The sequence below is a fragment of the Desulfomicrobium apsheronum genome (genome assembly GCF_900114115.1).
In the GTDB taxonomy this organism is placed as follows: Bacteria; Desulfobacterota; Desulfovibrionia; order Desulfovibrionales; family Desulfomicrobiaceae; genus Desulfomicrobium; species Desulfomicrobium apsheronum.
Map to the genome: position 1 here is coordinate 23,917 of NZ_FORX01000014.1, position 17,031 is coordinate 40,947.

Below are 17,031 nucleotides of genomic sequence, written 5' to 3' on the forward strand. Positions count from 1 at the left end.
TTTCTCTGTAGGTTATTTTCAGCTTGCACCCACTGACCTTCCTTGATAGCTCCATCGATCTTTAATCGATTAACTCGATTTTTTTTCAGCAAATCGCATTCTTACGGAGGATTTCATGCGCATATTCGTATTGCTTGCAGCAAGTCTGTTTTTCGCCCAGGCCGCCTTTGCCGGGGCGGTCGGCAGCCCCATTCCCGTAGGTATCGCCGTGGGACAGACCACCAACGTGGCCCTGTTCGGCGAAGAGCAGGTCAACGGTGCCAAGGTGGCTGAAAGGATGATCAACGAGAAGGGCGGCGTGGGCGGAACTCCCATCAAGCTCGTGTTCCAGGACACCGGCGGGGATGAAGCCGGAGCCATCAACGCCTTTCAGAACCTGATCTCCCGCGACAAGGTCGTGGCCATCATCGGGCCGACCCTGTCCCAGCAGGCCTTTGCCGCCAACCCCATCGCCAATCAGGCCAAGGTGCCCGTTGTCGGCCCCTCCAACACGGCCAAGGGCGTGGCCCAGATCGGCGAGTATGTGTCCCGCATTTCCGCCCCCATGACCCTGGTCGCACCCAACGCCTTGAAGCGCGCCCTCGCGGTCAACCCGAACATCAAGAATGTGGCCGTGGTCTATGCCCAGGATGACGCGTTCAACGTCTCCGAGACCGGCATTTTCCAGGAAGCCATCAAGGACATGGGCCTCAGCATCGTCCTCGTCCAGAAGACCAGCGTCAAGGACACGGATTTTACCACCCAGGTCACGGCCATCCTCGGAGCGGGCGTGGACATGGTGGTCATGAGCTGTCTGGCGGCCGACGGCGGCAACATGGTCAAGCAGTTGCGCCAGTTCGGCTACGAGGGCCTCATCGTGGGCGGCAACGGTTTCAACTCTCCGAACATGTACCCGGTCTGCGGCAAGGAATGCACCGGCGTCATCGTGGCCCAGGCTTACAGCCCCAGGGCCGACAACGCCGAAAACAACGCCTTTGTCCCCGTGTTCAAGGAAATGTTCAAGAAGGATCCAGCCCAGTTCTCGGCCCAGGCCTACACCAGCGTGAAGGTCGTCGTGGATGCCTTGAACGAAGTGGAGCAGAGCACCGGCAAGAAGGTCGCGGACATGGACACGGCCGAACTGCGCACCGCCCTCAATGCTGCCATCATCTCCAGTTCCTATGAAACGCCTCTTGGCGAGATCGTTCTCGACGCCGACGGCGAGATCACCCAGAAGACGTTCTATGTCTCCCAGATCAAGATCGCCGAAGACGGCAAGACCGGGATCATGGAACTGCTGCCCGAATAACGCATCCTGCCGGGGGAGCGCCGCTTCCCCGGCTTTTGGCATATCATGAACATCGTCTATTTCCTGCAAAATATCCTGAACGGCCTTTCCATCGGTTCGGTCTACGCCATCTTCGCCCTTGGCTACACGCTGGTCTTTTCCATTCTGGGAATCATCAACTTCGCCCACGGCGCGGTCTTCACCCTTGGCGCGTATTGCACCTACGCCCTGGCCGTCGGTGATTTCGGCCTGAACGGGCTTCTGGCCGGTACGAGCCTGCCATTCAGCCTGCCTTTTCCCCTGGCGCTTCTGGGAGGCTCCATCATGGCCGGTTGCGTTGGCGTTTTGGTCGAGCGACTGGCTTTCCGGCCGCTGCGGGCCAAGGGGGCCGATCCGCTCCTGGCGCTGGTCAGCAGCCTTGGCGTTGCGCTCATTCTGGTCAATTGCCTGCAATTTCTTGTCGGCGCGGAAATCTATTCCTTTCCGTCCGACATTTTCGGATCTTTGCCCATGGCCATGATCTTCAAGATGGACGGCAAGATCCTGGCCGTGCGCACCGTGCAGCTGATCATCCTGGGCGTCAGCCTGGCCATGCTGCTGGTGCTGGCCTGGTTCATGAACCGGACCCGCATGGGCAAGGCCCTGCAGGCCACGGCCGAGAACCCCGAAACCGCCAGCCTGCTCGGCATCAACGTCGATCGCTACATCCTGTCCACATTCTTCATCTCCGGCGCCCTTGGGGGCCTGGCAGGAACGCTCATCGGGGCGAGCTTCGGCCTGGCCGGGCCGTATTTCGGAGTCAGTTATGGCCTCAAGGGCCTGGCGGTCATCGTGCTGGGCGGTCTCGGCAGCATTCCCGGGGCGGTTCTCGGCGGACTTGTCATTGGTCTGGGCGAGGCGTTCCTGCCCCCGGACTATTCGTCCATGAAAGAGGCCGTGGCCTTTGTCATGCTTTTCGTCATTCTTCTGGCCCGCCCCCAGGGGCTTCTTGGCCAGCAAACCATCCAGAAGGTTTAGGATGGGCATGTTTCTCGACAACTACGGTTTTTTGATGGTGGCCATCATCCAGCAGGCGCTCCTGGGGATGAGCCTGTGGTATCCGCTCATGGCCGGACAGCTCTCCCTGGCCAGCATAGGCTTCTATTCCCTGGGCGGCTACATCGCGGCCATCATGGGTACGAGCCCGCTCTTTGCAGCCTGGCGTGAAACTCTGGGCGCGGCCCTCTACCCTGTGGAATGGCTCATCGCCATGCTGGCCAGCTGCCTGCTCGGACTGCTGGTCGGCATCCCGGCCCTGCGGCTGCGCGGCATCTATCTGGCCCTGGCGACCATCGCCTTCGTGCAGGTGCTCAATGTCGTGGTCCTGGTTCTGGACGTGACCGGCGGGGCGGTGGGCCTTTTTGGCATCCCGCAGCCTTTCGAGAAGCGCATCGGCTACCTGTGGTTCTTCGGCCCACTCCTTATCGTCATGCTCCTCTTCTCCTGGCGGCTGACCCGCACCGTGGCCGGCCGGTCCTTCATGGCCATCCGCGAGGACGAGCTGGCCGCCCAGGCCATGGGTATTTCCACCACCTTCGAGAAGGTCCGCGCCTTTGTCATCGGTTGCGGCCTGGCCGGTGTGGTCGGAGCCATGAGCGCGCCGTTCCTCAATACCTGGAACGCCCGCCAGAGCAGCTTCGACGCCTCCGTGGCCTGCTTGGCCTATGTGCTCATCGGCGGCGCGCGCTCCATCTGGGGTCCGCTGCTGGGCGCGATCTTGCTTGTCGCGCTGCCCGAGGTGCTGCGTCCGCTCAAGGACGCCCGCCTGATCATGAACGGCATCGTCCTGGTCGTGGCCTGCATCTACCTGCCCCAGGGCATCGCCGGACTGCTGGCTTCCCTGCGCCGCAAAGCTTCGGGGGTGGCCTGATGAACGCCATTTTGAGTCTGGAAGGCGTATCGCGCTCATTCGGTGGGCTCATGGCCGTCGGTGATGTCGGATTTTCCGTGCAGCCTGGTGAAATCTTCGGCCTGATCGGTCCCAACGGCGCGGGCAAGACCACGCTCTTCAACCTGATTTCCGGACTCACGCCTGTTTCGGCGGGCCGGATCAGTTTTCTGGGCAAGGACATTCTGGGCATCGCGCCGCACAAGGTCGCCAGCATGGGCATGGCCAGAACGTTCCAGAACATTCGTCTTTTCAGCGGCATGAGCGTGCTCGACAACGTGCGCGCGCCCATGCAGGCCTTCGCCGAAACCGGACTTCTGTCGGACCTGCTCGGCCTTCCGGCCAGCCGCGCCCAGGAAAGGCGCATCCGGGACAGGGCCATGGAGCTGCTCGGCCTTGTCGGGCTGGACTCCAAGACCCATGATCTTGCGTCATCCCTGCCCTACGGCGAACGCAGGCGGCTTGAGATCGCCCGCGCCCTGGCCCTGCGCCCCAAACTGCTGCTTCTGGACGAACCGGCCGCAGGCCTGAACCTGGCCGAAAAGGCGGAACTGAGTTCTTTCATCCGCGACCTGCGCACCCGCTTCGACCTGACCGTGCTCATCATCGAGCACCATGTGCCATTGGTCATGGGCCTTTGCGACCGCCTGGCCGTGCTCAACTTCGGCCGCCTCATCTGCCAGGGCAAGCCGGACGACGTGCGCAGCGATCAATGCGTCATTGACGCCTACCTCGGAGACAGCCATGCCGTTGCTTGAACTTGCTCAGGTCTGCGTGAATTACGGCGCGGTCAAGGCTGTGCGAGACGTCAGTCTTTATGTGGAGCATGGCGAGGTGGTCACTCTCATCGGTGCCAACGGAGCGGGCAAGAGCACCATCCTGCGCGCCGTCTCCGGCCTGGCCCGCATCGCGTCCGGCGCGCTGCGTTTCTCGGGAACCGACATCGCCAAAACCCGGCCGGACGCCATTGTCCGTGCCGGGCTGGCGCATTGCCCCGAAGGACGCCAGGTCCTGGCCAGGCAGAGCATCGAGGACAACCTCCTGCTTGGCGCCTACATCCGCACAGACAAGGACGGCATCGCGCGTGACCTGGAAAAGTCCTACGTCATGTTTCCGCGTCTTCGGGAGCGTCGCCGCCAGCCTGCCGGGACCCTTTCCGGCGGCGAACAGCAGATGCTGGCCATCGCCCGCGCCCTCATGAGCTCGCCGCGCATGCTCCTGCTCGATGAACCGTCCCTGGGACTTGCGCCGCTGGTGGTGGAGGAGATTTTCGCCATTCTCGACTCCCTGAGCGCCCAGGGCATGACCATCCTTCTTGTGGAACAGAACGCGCGGCTGGCCCTGGCGCATTCCCATCGCGGCTACGTGCTTGAATCCGGACAGATCGCGGCCACCGGCGAAGCCAGAGCACTGCTTGACGATGACCGTGTTCTGGCTGCGTATCTGGGGGCCTGAAACGGAAGGAAGAGGCGGGGCGCTGCCCCGGACCCCGCAAGGGGCTCGCCCCTTGACCCGTGCAGGGGGACGCGGGGGCCACGATATTTTTGTTTTTGGGATTGCCGATTAAATGGGTAGTGGCTTTTTTTTGGCGCTTGAGCGCCAATTTTTACATATTTATCGGATTGCGCAGCAGCGCTTTTGAGGTGTTTGAATGACCAAACCAAAAAGGGTGACCCTGTTCATCCAGTGCATAGTGGATTCCTGTTTTCCCGCCGTGGGCGAAGCCATGGTCAAGGTGCTTGAGCGCCAGGGGCTTGAGCTCGACTATCCCGCGAACCAGACATGCTGCGGACAGCCTGCCTTCAATGCCGGATATCGCGACGAAGCGGCGCGTCTGGCGCGGCATTACCTGGACGTGTTCGAGGACGCCGAGGCCATCGTCTGTCCGTCGGGATCGTGCGTACACATGGTCCGTCATCACTACATGGAGCTTTTCGCCAAGGATCCGCGCCAGCTGGACCGGGCCAGGCGGGTGGCGGCCAAGACCTTCGAGTTCACAGAATTTCTGGTCGATGTGCTGGGCGTGACCGATGTCGGCGCAACCTGGAACGGGCAGATCACCTACCACGACTCCTGTCACCTCCTGCGTGGGCTGGGGGTCAAGGACCAGCCTCGGGCGCTGCTTTCCGGAGTACGCGGGCTGACGCTCGTTGAGATGAACCGTTCCGATGAATGCTGCGGGTTCGGGGGCACCTTTTCGGCCAAGTATCCGGAAATTTCCGAGGCCCTGCTCGAAACCAAGCTGGCCAACATCCAGGCTACGGGCACGGGCGCCGTGGTCGGCTGCGACATGGGCTGCCTCATGCACATGCAGGGCATGATCCGGCGTCGCGAGCTGCCCATCAGCGTGCACCACATCGCCGAAATCCTGGCCGGGGAGGAGTAGAATGCTGAACCAGGACCCTCTGAAGTACAGGGAATTGGCCGCCAAGGCCGTCGAGGACAAGCAGCTGCACAGGGCCCTCGCCAAGATGCGCGACAAGGTCGGACGCAACGCGGTGAACCTCTACAACCAGCTTTCGCCCGGGCATGACCCGCGTCAGGACGCCAAGGCCGTGCGCCGCAAGATCGTGGACAACCTTGATGTCGTGCTCGAAACCCTGATCGCGAACATTCGCGCCCGGGGCGGGCATGTCCATCTGGCCGAGACCGGTGAGGACGCCGTGGAATACTGCCTGGGTGTTGCCAGGCGGTTTGAGGTCGCCCGCGTGGTCAAGGGCAAGTCCATGCTGAGCGAGGAAATCCACCTCAACGACGCATTGGAAGCCGCAGGCATCGAGACCGTGGAGACGGATCTTGGCGAGTACATCGTGCAGCTCAAGGGCGAAGCACCATCGCACATCATCGCCCCGGCCATCCACTACACCCGCGAGCAGGTCGGCGAATTGTTCGCTGAAAAACTGGACCAGCCCTATACCGACGATCCGCCGACCCTGACCGCCATGGCGCGCAAGGCCCTGCGCGAAAAGATGCTCACCGCCGACATGGGTATCTCCGGCGGCAACACCGCCTGCGCCGAGACCGGACACGTGACCATCGTTTCCAACGAAGGCAACATCCGCATGGCCACGACCATGCCCCGGGTTCACGTGGTGCTGCTGGGCATCGAGAAGATCGCGGCCACCCTGGAGGATCACGACATCCTGTTGCGCATGCTGACCCGCGCGGCGGCGGGGCAGAAGATCTCAACCTATGTCAGTTATGTCGGCGGGCCCCGCCTGCCCGATGAACCGGACGGCCCGGAGGAATTTCATCTGGTCTTGGTGGATAACGGCCGCAGCCGCATTCTGGCCGACCCGGATTTTCGCGAGGTGCTGCACTGCGTGCGTTGCGGCGGATGCCTCAATGTCTGCCCGGTCTACATGGCCATTGGCGGGCACAGTTACGGCTCGCCGTATTGCGGCCCCATCGGCGCGGTCTTCACGCCGCTGACGCGGGGCATCAACACGTGCCATCACCTCTGCCAGGGAGAAACCCTGTGCGGTGCCTGCAAGCAGGTCTGCCCGGTGGACAACGACCTGCCGCGCATGCTCTCGCTGCTGCGCTCCAAACTGGCCGACGGCGACAGGAGCTGGGACGTACGCCGTCAGAGCCTGCCGACAAAGCTGGTTTTCGGTGCCTGGTCGGTGATCATGAGGCATCGGCGCATGTACGACGCGCTGAGTGCAATGGCCAGATTCGGCCAGAGACTGCTGCCGCGCAGGAACGGCTGGATCAGGCGCCTGCCCGGACCGCTGGGCGGTTGGACCAGGGGGCGCGATTTTCCGCCTCTGGCGCAGGAGAGTTTCGCCGATCGTTGGGCGCGTCGCGACAAGACAGGGAGGGGGGCATGAGTCGTATCATCGAACGGGTCAGGCAGGCGCTTAAAGTGCAGGCCAATGACGGCCGGGACAAGCTGGTCTTCGCCAAGAGCGAGGAATTCATCAATAGCGCGCACGTAACGACCTCGGACGAAGAGCGGGGCGGGTGGATGGACAGCATCCGCCGGGAGGCCCAGGCGCTCAACCTTCAGGTGCACGAGTGTCCGAACCTGGCCGCCTGCGGCGAGGCCATCGCGGCCCTGGCACGCGAGCGCGATCCGGAGTGGGGCACATTGAAGCGGATTGTGCGCTGGAGCGACCCGCTTCTTGACGAATTGGACCTTGAAGCGCGTCTGGGCGAGGACATCCCCGTCACGACAGTGCCTACGGGTGACTCCTTTGGCGAATCCGAGCGCGCGGAGTTCCGGCGCGAGGTCATCGCCTCGTATATCGGCATCACCACCGCCGACTACCTGCTGGCCGACACGGCCTCGCTGGTACTCTTGGGCGGGCGGGGCCGAGCACGCTCGGTGTCTTTGGTGCCGTCCATTCATGTCGCGGTGGTGCCCGGGAGTCGCATGCTCGGCTCCTACCGGCAGATGCTCTCCCGTCTGAACGGACAGGCCTTGCCGTCCAACGTGAACATCATCACCGGCCCGAGCAAGACCGCCGATATCGAGGCCACCCTGGTGCACGGGGCGCACGGCCCGCGCGAGATGCATCTTTTTGTGGTCGCGTCCTGACGTTTTCGCGTGCTGCAGGCGTGTTTTCGCGAGAGCGCCAAGCTGACGAGGTATCAGCTTGGCGCTTTTTTTACGGGAAACGAGAGGGCAGTGTCATTCCCGCGAAGGCGGGCCATGTCGGGCAATAACGCGAAATCCATTCTTTTCAGAGAGTTAAAAAGGCATGGATCCCCTTCTTCAAGGGGATGACGACTTCTTGCAGTGACGTCATATCAACCTGCTGCGGCAAGTCCGTTCAAAAAATCGATGATCTCATGCTCCGTCTCGCTCCTGAGCATGCTTTTGTATATGATGCAGTGCGCTATTATAGTTTTCATGTTTCCGGAAAATCCATAGCTTAGAATCGAAACTTCTCTTCTGTTGACCATGCCTTCTATTTTATTGGATATCACTACAGAATTATTTACGTTTACAAATTCCGATTCAATCAGCTTCGCATCTTTCATTTTATAGTGTTCGACAAGTTTCTTGTAAATTTCAGTCATTTGTATGTTTTCGTCATATAAAAAAATATGCGCATTGGTAAACCTTCTGGCTGAGAAATCAATTTTTGAAATTGATTCATTTTTTACAGACCATAACCTGTTGTCATAGTAGAATGATGCATCTGATTGTCCAATGTTGACTTTTTGCGCTGCGTTTATTGATTTTTTTCTTGATTCAAGATGTCCATATTCGGATGCGATCTCATTTTTCTTGTGTACGTCTTTGCTTGCTGGTGCACAGGATGCCAGCGCGACGACCAAAAGCGTGGCGATCAGGTATTTTTGCATGAAAAAATCTCCCTTTTTATACAACCTGTATCAGGTGATGCCTGTATCCCCGGCTGGCGTGCCATAGATGGGTGCAGGCTGTCGTGATTTGATGAGTCCTTGCAAATACCCTGGAAATACATGACAGTCCATAAGACAGTCTGAAGATTCGGAAAACAGGGATGCGATGGCGGACGAAGGTCGGCCTGTCGCAATCCGTTGAGACATCAACACGACGGCGACCGCGCTGCAAGCCTGGCTCGTAAAGGAGAATGCGATGACGTTGGATGAGAACGCCGGACGGCAGCCCAGTGGATTGCTGGTCCTTCGAACCTTGGCCATGCCCAGGGACACCAACCCCAGTGGCGACATTTTCGGCGGCTGGATTCTGGCCCAGATGGACGTGGCCGGAGGGCTCATGGCCTCGGAGATTTCCATGGGCCGGACCGTCACGGTCAGCGTCGAGAAAATGAGCTTCGACAAGCCCATACGCATGGGCGACACGATCTGCGTGCATGCGGAACTTCTGCGAGTGGGCAATTCGTCCATGGACATCAAGCTTGAGGTCTGGGCGCGGCAGCTCATTGGCGCATACGAAGCCCAGCGTCAGCTGGTGACCGAAGGGGTGTTCCGTTATGTGGCCGTGGATGAGAACCGGCGTCCGCGCAGGGTTCCCGACAATCCGAGTTTTTTCACCAGGTGACATCGCGATGACCCGGCAAGACTGCTGTCCGACCGGGCCATTGACCGAGCGTCAGTCCTTGTTGACGCTTTGTTTTATCACATCCATCAGCTTCTTGATGCTGAAAGGTTTGGCCACGTATCCGTCCATGCCCTTGTCCAGCAGCTTTTCCTTGTCTCCGTTCATGGCATAGGCGGTCATGGCGATGATGGGCACCGGTTTTTTGCCAGTTGCTTCCTCCGAGGCGCGGATGCGCCTGGTGGCCTCTATTCCGTCCATGCCCGGCATCTGAATGTCCATCAGGATGAGGTCGAAATCCTGTTCCAGAAGACGTTCCAGTACCTCATGTCCGTTATGGGCGGTGAAGACCTCGTGACCATTTTTGGTCAGCAGATTGCGGACGGCGAAAAGATTCACCTCGTCATCTTCAGCCACCAGAATTTTTCTCTCCCGCAGCGCGACCCGCGTTTTGTCTGGAACCTCCCGTGCAGGCAATTCCAGCGCCTTGTCCAGGGTGACGCAGAAATATATGCTCGTGCCCACTCCAACCTCGCTTGAAATGGCCATGTTGCCGCCCATGAGTCCAACCAGACGTTTGCAGATGGACAGGCCGAGTCCCGCGCCCTGGTATTGTCTGGTGTAGCCCTGGGTTACCTGGCTGAAGGGCTCGAAGAGCTGGCTCAGCGCTTCATCGGGAATGCCGCACCCTGTGTCCGAAATCTCGAAGAATATGCGCAGCTGATTTTCGTTGCGGGCCGGCAAGGGGTAGGCCTCCACGCTGACAAATCCATGCTGCGTGAACTTGAATGCGTTGCCGATCAGGTTCGTGAGCACCTGTTGCAGACGAATGGGATCGCCGATGACGTTTTGCGGCAGCGCGTCGTCGAAATGGTGCCTGAGTTCGATTCCTGACTGCAGGGCGATGGGCGCGAAGAGATCGATGGATTGATTCAATTTTTTACGCAGGTCGAAGACTTCGGGCCGAATAGGCATCTTGCCCGCTTCGACCCTGGAGAGATCAAGGATGTCGGAAAGCAGGCTGGTCAGGCGGGACGTCGATTGCACGGCCATGGCGCTGTATTCGAGCTGCTCTTGATTCATGCTGGTTGTCTGCAGGAGTTGCAGCATGCCCATGATGCCGTTCAGCGGAGTGCGAATTTCGTGACTCATGTTGGCCAGAAATTCGCTCTTGGCCTTGTTTGCCGCTTCTGCGGCCTCCTTGGCGTTCAGTGCGGCGTATTCAGCGTTCTTTCGCGCTGTCACGTCCACATGCGTACCCACCATGCGCACGGCGCTCCCCTGTTCGTTTCGTTCGACCACCCGGCCGCGCGCCATGATCCACAACCAATGCCCGGATTTGGCCTTCATGCGGAATTCGATCTCGAAAACTTCTCCGCTGGTGACATGTCGGCTTACCTGATCTTCGACATCCTGCACGTCATCGGGATGAATGAGACTGCGCCATGAGCTGTAGTTCGCCTCGAACTCTCCTTTTTCATAGCCGAGCATGGCGTAATAGTGTGGACTGAAATAAGTGCTGCCCGATACGCAGTTCCAATCCCAAAGCCCGTCATTCGTGACCTCAAGGGCCAGGGCGAGCCGTTCTTCGCTCTCACGCATGGCTTCCTCGGCCATCATGTGGGCGGTGATGTCTTCGCGCATGAGGATGCCGCCGGAGAAGACCCCGTCCTTGAACAGGGGGATGGCCTTGACGCTTTGCCAGGCAGATCCGCCTGCGGCGAGGCGGGGGATGAAAAGGCTCGGCAGGTTGAGCGGCCGACCATCGAGCACATGTTCAAGGTCGGGGCCGATCCCCGCAGAGATCAGGCCGGGCAGTTCATGCAGGGTCCGTCCCAGAAAATATTCTTTATCCAGAATATTTTTTGCGAAACCTTCGATTTGAAACTGGTTGACGTAATTGATTTTTCCTTCCCGATCGAAAGTCATGATCGAAAGCGGCAGGTTGTCCACCAGGGACTGGTACAGATTTCTGCTCTCGATCAGCACCTCCTGGGCGTGTTTTCGTTCGGTCAGATCGACGCCGAGGCTGGTCACGTCCGTGGGCAACCCGGCCGAGTCGAAGGTCAGCGCGTTGGCCCAGCCAATGGCGTGGCGCGCACCAAACTTGTCGAGTATCTCATTTTCGTGCGTGGAGTAGGACAGGTTTTGCCCGCCGGCCATGGTTGAAATGAAAAATTCGCGGGTCGACTCGCGGATCTCCGCAGGAATGAACATATCAAACCAGTCCCGCCCCAGCACTTCTTCCTTTTCCCATCCGGTGAGTTTGAGAAAATATTCGTTGGCAAAGATGATGCGTCCCTCGGGGTCTAGGGAGATACCGATTTGCGGCGTGTGGAGCAGGATGTTGCGCCATTTTTTTTCTGAACGCGACAATGCTTCGCGTTCCTTTGCAAGTTGCCTGAAAAGGGTGCGATAGGGGCGTTTCAAGGCGAAACGGACCAGAGCCAGATAGATCAGGAAAAAGGACACGATCTTCAGAAAATGTCCCGCGACATTGGAGAGACCGTACACACTTACGTAGAGAGTGAAGGCCAACTCGCTCATGATGCTGAGGGCCATGGACATGATCAGTAGATGGTAGATTCCGGGTTCGAGCTTGTCTCGCTTTCGCGTCAGATTGAACATGGCTGCCGCCAGCACGGCGCAGATGGTATATTCCGCGACGATCTTGAACGTCGTCAGGCCCTGTCCTTCGACGTGGCAGACCGGAAAAATCTCCCAGGCGAAGATGCTCAGGAGCAAGGTCGCGGTGACGCCGGAGAAACCCAGGAGCACCGCCGACAGCGAAAAACCGCGCCCCAGTATCAGGCTGTAGGCAAAGAGACTGGCCGCTTCCAGCCCACGGGCTGCTATCCAGAGCTGTGTGGCCGGGTTTGTGTCCTCTGCCGCCGCGACGATGTTCATTCCATTGTAGGTCAGGGTGTGGGTCAGATCGATGAAGGCGATGAAAAAATAGGCGATGCCCAGGAACAGAAGGGCGTCGTTGCGCAGGAAGGCGCGCGTGTTCCAGACCAGCAGAAAAACGCTCCAGCCCACAGCCACTGCAAAGAGTTCGGCCATGGTGTGGAAAAGAAGGAAATTATGGCGGCTGATGAAAAAAAGGACGAGCAGCAGAATTATCCACACGGTGACGTGGCGCAGGGTGCCCGAAATGTCATGGGAGGCGAGTTGGTCGTCTGAAGGCATTCGAGCTCCGTTTGTCGTAATGTCCACGTATGCGGTATTATCAGTTCGACGTGATATGACGTCACCGTAAAAAGTCGTCATCCCCTTGAAGAAGGGGATCTACGCCTTTCTAAGGGTTTGAAAAGAATGGATTTCGCGCTATTGCCCGACATGGCCCGCCTTCGCGGGAATGACACTCAGGTTCATCCACGACTTTTTGCAGGTGCGTCTGATATGCGGACAGTCGCGTGTTTGGATCAGTATCAACTAATTTCAGGACAGACCACCCCGAAAAATTCTTGCCTTGTCATTCGCGGGGGAAGTGCTTGCGGGCGCGACATGACACGAGGCGGCGGATCTGCTAGAGTTTAGTACAACTTTGCCGGGAGAACGCATATCATGAATTCCGCCGAACAATTCGAGGACATTTGCCGGGCCATGTCCGAACCTGCTTTTTATCCGCACTCCGTATCCGGTGTCGAACGCCGGGAGACCCACATCTCCGTCGTGTTTCTGGCCGGAGAATGGGCGTATAAGCTGAAAAAACACAAAGACTTGGGATTTCTTGATTTTCGCGATCCCGGCAAGCGTCTGTATTTTTGCATGCAGGAGGTGAAGCTCAACCAACGCTTGAGCTTTGGCGTGTACCAGGAGGTGATCGGCGTTCACGAAGGCGAGAGAGGCCTGTGTCTTGGGCCCATGGAAGGAGCGCTCGAATATGTCGTGAAGATGGCCCGATTGCCGGATGAGGCAAGCCTTGAGGCCATGTTGCGCACAGGGGAGGTAACGCAGGAGAATATTTCAAGCCTTGGCGAAACCCTGGCCGGTTTTCACAAAAGCAGTGAGCGCGGGCACGGCATCGACACATACGGGGATCTCGAACAGATCCGGTTCAACATGGAGGAGAATTTCACGCAGCTCCTTCCGTTCGCGCAGGCCCTTCTCGACTCACGAAAATGGGATTTTTGCCGGAATGTCTGCCGCTCATTTGCGGACAATCATGTCGATCTGTTCATGCACAGGGTGCGTGAAGGCAGGATCACCGACGGGCACGGAGACCTGCGGGCCGAGCATGTCTATTTTCACCACGGGGTGCAGGTCATCGACTGTATCGAGTTCAACGAACGTTTCAGATACGGCGACTGTGCCCTTGATCTGGCCTTTCTGATCATGGATCTGGACCGCTTGGGGTATGCGGACACTGCCCGGCGACTGCTGCAAGCCTACGCAACGGCGGCCCGAGACCCGGAGATTTACGCGCTCGTGGAATTCTATGCGGCGTATCGCGCTTTTGTGCGACTCAAGGTCGCCTGCTTTTCCCTTGAGCACGTAAAGTCCAAGGAACCCCTAAAGGAGGAGATCCGGCGATATCTGCGGCAAGCCTATGGATACGCCCTGGCCTTTGGGCGGCCGGTGCTGTGGGTTTTCTTTGGCCTGCCGGCTTCAGGGAAATCGACGCTGGCGCGCCGGGTGGCCCGGGCGCTGTTCATGCCGCTGCTCGGTTCCGACAGCGTAAGGAAGCAGGGGGGGAATTTTTCCGAGCCCAAGGTGGAGGCCTACAATACGGGCGCGTATCGGCCCGTGCTGCGCAGTCGCGTTTACGCGCGGCTTTTCAATCTGGCCCAGGATGAGCTGAAAATGGGGCGCTCCGTGGCCCTGGATGCCACGTTCTCCAAGGAACAGTGGCGTGAGTCGGCCATTCGTCTGGCGCAGGACCACAAGGCGGGTCTTGTCTTTGTGCATTGCGTCTGCGAGCCGCGAACCATAAGGGCCCGGCTGGCGCAGCGTGAGCGTGAGGCCGGGGAGTCCGATGCGCGGCTTGTCCATTTCGAGGACATGATCAACAATTTCGAACCATTCAGCCACGAGGTCCCGGACGCCTACCTGGAGGTCGATACCGAGCGGACTCCGGAGGAGTCTTTTTACGAGATCCTGGCGAAAGGGCATGCCCTGAAGCATGCCCAGGTCCAGAATCTGCTCGACGGATTGAACGGGGAGACGGATTCGCGGGAGTGATACCACGGCATGAGGTCGCCGCGCGGGACTCCTGGTCAATTGCGCATGCGGCGTTCCCATTCGAAATCGCGACTGGTGACCACGTCTTCCATGCGCCGCAGCCGTCGGTCCAGATTCTCGAACTTGCGCTTGATCCGTTCCAAGGCCCCGGCCCGGGAGTTGGTGTAGGAGTTGTAGAACTCCTGGTCGGCGGGGCTGCCGAAGGGCACGACCGGCTCCATCTTCATGATCATGGCCGCGATGAGGTACAAAAGCCCCACTGGCCAGATGCCGGTGACCAGAAACAGGAGGATGACGATGGCGCGCAAGGCTCCAACGGAGAAGTCGAAGTATCGGGCCAAGCCCTTGCACACGCCCAGGAAGATCCCGTCACGGGCCCGGTAGAGGCCACGCTGCTCTTCCACGGGCTTTCTCCAGCGCGAACCACGGCTTCCGCCGCCATGCATGCGGCCATTGCCGCGTCCGAAAGCTCTCACGATCTTTTCTCCTTGCCGTCCTTTTCCAGAAGAATCGTTTCCAGTGCCTCGATGCGCTCTTCCATGCGGGACATGCCGTTATAGATCTCCTGAATCATCTGCGCTTCATGAGCCACGTTCCCCTCGCCGGACCTGGTGAACATCTTGATGAATCCGAAGATGACCGCGCCGACCAGCAGAATCCCGGCGCTCATGAGTACGAAGATAAAGCCGAAAAAATGTTCCATGCAGTCTTCTCCTTGCGTTTTTATATGCGCATAGCCGAGGCTTTGGCGGCCGCCAAACAAATTTTCAGCCTGCGCTATTTGTCAGAGGAGGAGCGCATGGAGGCGAGCTGTGCTTCCACTTCGTCTCCGCCCTCGAGCAGGGCAAATTCCTGTTCCAGAGTGCGGTTCTGGCGCGGCGCGCCCAGTTCGGCCTCGGCTTCCATGCGTTCGATGCGCTGTTCGAACTGGTCAAAGCGCATCATGACGTCGGCCGACTGAACCCGCGAGACATTGGATCGGACCTTGATGCGCTGATCGGCCCGTACGTGGCGCTTGGCCAGGCTGCGCTGGCGCTCCTTGGCGGACTCCAGCTTGACGTCGAGCTGCTCGATGTCTTCTCGCGCCTGTTCGATCATGACCGCAAAGCGATCCCGCTCGCGTTCCAGCCCTTCGCTCAGCCGCTGCGCGGCCAGTTTTTCCAGCAGCGCCTCCCGGGCCAGGTCCTCGCGCCCCTTTTCAAGCGCCAGCCTGGCCCTGTCTTCCCACAGTTCCAAACGGGCCAGGGCCTGGGACTGTTCCCTGGCTATGCGCTTCTGATCGGCCATGAGTCCGGCACAGGCGGCCTTGAGTTCCACCGAGGTCTCCTCCATCTCCTGAATCATCAGGCGGATCATCTTTTCCGGTTCCTCGGCCTTGTCCAGCATGGAATTGATGTTGGAGCTGATGATATCCTTGAATCTGGTAAATACGCCCATGAGGTCCTCCATGAGTGACGATGTTCTTGATTGTCTTGTCATAAGCCAGGATCATGCCAAAGCATTCCACGCCGTACTCTTCTGAAATGTTTTGCTATTTTTGATGCAGGCATGATTCTTGTGGCAATTTGTTGCAATATTTGGTTGATTTGACTATTTATTGGTAATGGAAACCACATATCCGTCATCGTCCCCGATATCATCCATGGAGGCCATCGGTCAGTCCGAGGCATTTCTGCAATTTCAGGAACAACTTTCGCGCGTGGCGCGCATAGAAAGGCCGGTGCTGATCATCGGGGAGCGCGGAACCGGCAAGGAGCTGGCCGCCGCGCGCCTGCATTACCTCTCACGGCGCTGGCAGGGCCCGCTGGTCACGGTCAATTGCGCGGCCCTGGCCGGTTCGCTTTTGGATACCGAGCTTTTCGGGCACGAGGTCGGAGCCTTCACCGGGGCCACCGTCCGCCGCAAGGGGCGTTTCGAGAATGCGGATACGGGCACCCTAGTTCTGGACGAGATCGCGAATCTCTCGCCGGAAGCGCAGGAAAAGATTTTGCGCGTTGTCGAGTATGGATCTTTCGACCGCGTTGGCGGGAGCCGTCCGGTGACGGTTAACGTGCGCATCGTTGGGGCGACGAACGTGGATCTGCCACACAGGGCCAGAGCCGGGGCGTTCAAGGAGGATTTGCTTGATCGTCTGAGCTTCGAGGTGCTGACCGTGCCCCCGCTGCGCATGCGCGAGGGGGATGTGCAGCTGCTGACCCGGCATTTCGCCGCACGCATGGCCATCGGGATGGGGCTGTCCGAGGCGCCGGAGTTTTCCGCCCGCGCCATGTCCATGCTGCTGGCCCACGACTGGCCGGGCAATGTGCGCGAGCTCAAGAACGTGGTCGAACGCGCGGTGTACCGGACAGAATCGGGGACGGTCCGGGATGTAGTCTTCGATCCGTTCGCATCCCCTTACCGTCCGGCGGAACAGGCGGTGCCGACCGCTGGGGTTGCTCCGGTACCGGATGTCCGTTCGCGTTCCGTGCAGCCTGATCTGGACGTTCCGCTGGCCACGGCTGTGCGCGATCTGGAAGAGGCGTACCTGACGGCGGCCCTGGAACAAGGTCGCCACAATCAGAAAAGGGCAGCGGCCCTGCTGGGGCTGACCTACCATCAGTTTCGCGGCCTTTATCGCAGGTTGCGCGCTGATCTGGACGGCTGACATCCAACGCGTGT

General features: G+C 59.3%; 16 protein-coding genes. 11 read left to right on the plus strand and 5 right to left on the minus strand.

Features of this window, described 5'->3' with window-relative positions; all coding sequences use genetic code 11:
• Positions 1–115: 115 nt before the first annotated feature.
• The 8 genes from BMZ40_RS12810 (at position 116) to BMZ40_RS12845 (ending at position 7,737) form a co-directional block, all read left to right on the plus strand.
• Positions 116–1,288 (plus strand): ABC transporter substrate-binding protein, encoded by a 1,173-nt coding sequence (locus BMZ40_RS12810; RefSeq protein WP_092376422.1) that lies wholly within the window; start codon positions 116–118, stop codon positions 1,286–1,288.
• A 45-nt stretch (positions 1,289–1,333) separates the two neighbouring features.
• Complete coding sequence (locus BMZ40_RS12815) at positions 1,334–2,284, plus strand: branched-chain amino acid ABC transporter permease (protein WP_092376425.1); 951 nt, start codon at positions 1,334–1,336, stop codon at positions 2,282–2,284.
• A 7-nt stretch (positions 2,285–2,291) separates the two neighbouring features.
• Entirely contained in the window at positions 2,292–3,176 is an 885-nt protein-coding gene (locus BMZ40_RS12820; protein ID WP_092376657.1) for a branched-chain amino acid ABC transporter permease, read from the plus strand.
• A complete protein-coding gene (locus tag BMZ40_RS12825) occupies positions 3,176–3,952 on the plus strand; it encodes an ABC transporter ATP-binding protein (protein ID WP_092376428.1) in 777 nt (258 codons plus the stop codon). Before BMZ40_RS12820 ends, BMZ40_RS12825 begins: the two co-directional genes overlap by 1 nt.
• Positions 3,939–4,649, plus strand: coding sequence for an ABC transporter ATP-binding protein (locus BMZ40_RS12830; RefSeq protein ID WP_092376431.1), 711 nt, complete (start codon positions 3,939–3,941; stop codon positions 4,647–4,649). Before BMZ40_RS12825 ends, BMZ40_RS12830 begins: the two co-directional genes overlap by 14 nt.
• Positions 4,650–4,845: 196 nt before the next feature.
• Complete coding sequence (locus BMZ40_RS12835; protein WP_092376433.1) at positions 4,846–5,580, plus strand: (Fe-S)-binding protein; 735 nt, start codon at positions 4,846–4,848, stop codon at positions 5,578–5,580.
• Between the two features lies 1 nt (position 5,581).
• Complete coding sequence (locus BMZ40_RS12840) at positions 5,582–7,027, plus strand: LutB/LldF family L-lactate oxidation iron-sulfur protein (protein ID WP_092376436.1); 1,446 nt, start codon at positions 5,582–5,584, stop codon at positions 7,025–7,027.
• A complete protein-coding gene (locus BMZ40_RS12845) occupies positions 7,024–7,737 on the plus strand; it encodes a LutC/YkgG family protein (RefSeq protein WP_092376438.1) in 714 nt (237 codons plus the stop codon). The genes BMZ40_RS12840 and BMZ40_RS12845 overlap by 4 nt, the downstream gene beginning before the upstream one ends.
• A 212-nt stretch (positions 7,738–7,949) precedes the next feature.
• Here BMZ40_RS12845 and BMZ40_RS12850 read toward each other — a convergent pair whose 3' ends face one another.
• Positions 7,950–8,510, minus strand: coding sequence for a hypothetical protein (locus BMZ40_RS12850; protein WP_092376441.1), 561 nt, complete (start codon positions 8,508–8,510; stop codon positions 7,950–7,952).
• Between the two features lie 256 nt (positions 8,511–8,766).
• On the opposite strand from BMZ40_RS12850, the gene BMZ40_RS12855 reads away from it, so the two are divergent.
• Positions 8,767–9,192 carry an acyl-CoA thioesterase gene (locus BMZ40_RS12855; protein ID WP_092376444.1) on the plus strand — a complete coding sequence of 142 codons (426 nt, stop codon included), beginning with the start codon at positions 8,767–8,769 and terminating at the stop codon, positions 9,190–9,192.
• 51 nt (positions 9,193–9,243) lie between these two features.
• Here BMZ40_RS12855 and BMZ40_RS12860 read toward each other — a convergent pair whose 3' ends face one another.
• A complete protein-coding gene (locus BMZ40_RS12860; RefSeq protein ID WP_177193169.1) occupies positions 9,244–12,378 on the minus strand; it encodes an MASE3 domain-containing protein in 3,135 nt (1,044 codons plus the stop codon).
• A 378-nt stretch (positions 12,379–12,756) separates the two neighbouring features.
• Between BMZ40_RS12860 and BMZ40_RS12865 the strand changes: the two genes are divergently transcribed.
• Positions 12,757–14,373: a bifunctional aminoglycoside phosphotransferase/ATP-binding protein gene (locus tag BMZ40_RS12865; RefSeq protein WP_092376450.1), complete on the plus strand. Its 1,617-nt coding sequence runs from the start codon at positions 12,757–12,759 to the stop codon at positions 14,371–14,373.
• Between the two features lie 35 nt (positions 14,374–14,408).
• On the opposite strand, the gene pspC is transcribed toward BMZ40_RS12865, so the two are convergent.
• From pspC to pspA, 3 genes are all read right to left on the minus strand, one after another.
• Positions 14,409–14,849, minus strand: coding sequence for an envelope stress response membrane protein PspC (pspC, locus tag BMZ40_RS12870; RefSeq protein WP_092376452.1), 441 nt, complete (start codon positions 14,847–14,849; stop codon positions 14,409–14,411).
• Complete coding sequence (locus BMZ40_RS12875) at positions 14,846–15,076, minus strand: envelope stress response membrane protein PspB (RefSeq protein ID WP_092376455.1); 231 nt, start codon at positions 15,074–15,076, stop codon at positions 14,846–14,848. Before BMZ40_RS12875 ends, pspC begins: the two co-directional genes overlap by 4 nt.
• A 74-nt stretch (positions 15,077–15,150) precedes the next feature.
• On the minus strand, positions 15,151–15,810 hold the full coding sequence (pspA, locus tag BMZ40_RS12880) for a phage shock protein PspA (protein ID WP_092376458.1): 660 nt from the start codon (positions 15,808–15,810) through the stop codon (positions 15,151–15,153).
• 205 nt (positions 15,811–16,015) lie between these two features.
• On the opposite strand from pspA, the gene pspF reads away from it, so the two are divergent.
• The gene (gene pspF / locus BMZ40_RS12885) at positions 16,016–17,017 is read left to right on the plus strand and encodes a phage shock protein operon transcriptional activator (protein WP_245751111.1); all 1,002 of its coding nucleotides are present in this window, start codon (positions 16,016–16,018) and stop codon (positions 17,015–17,017) included.
• The last annotated feature ends 14 nt before the right edge of the window (positions 17,018–17,031 follow it).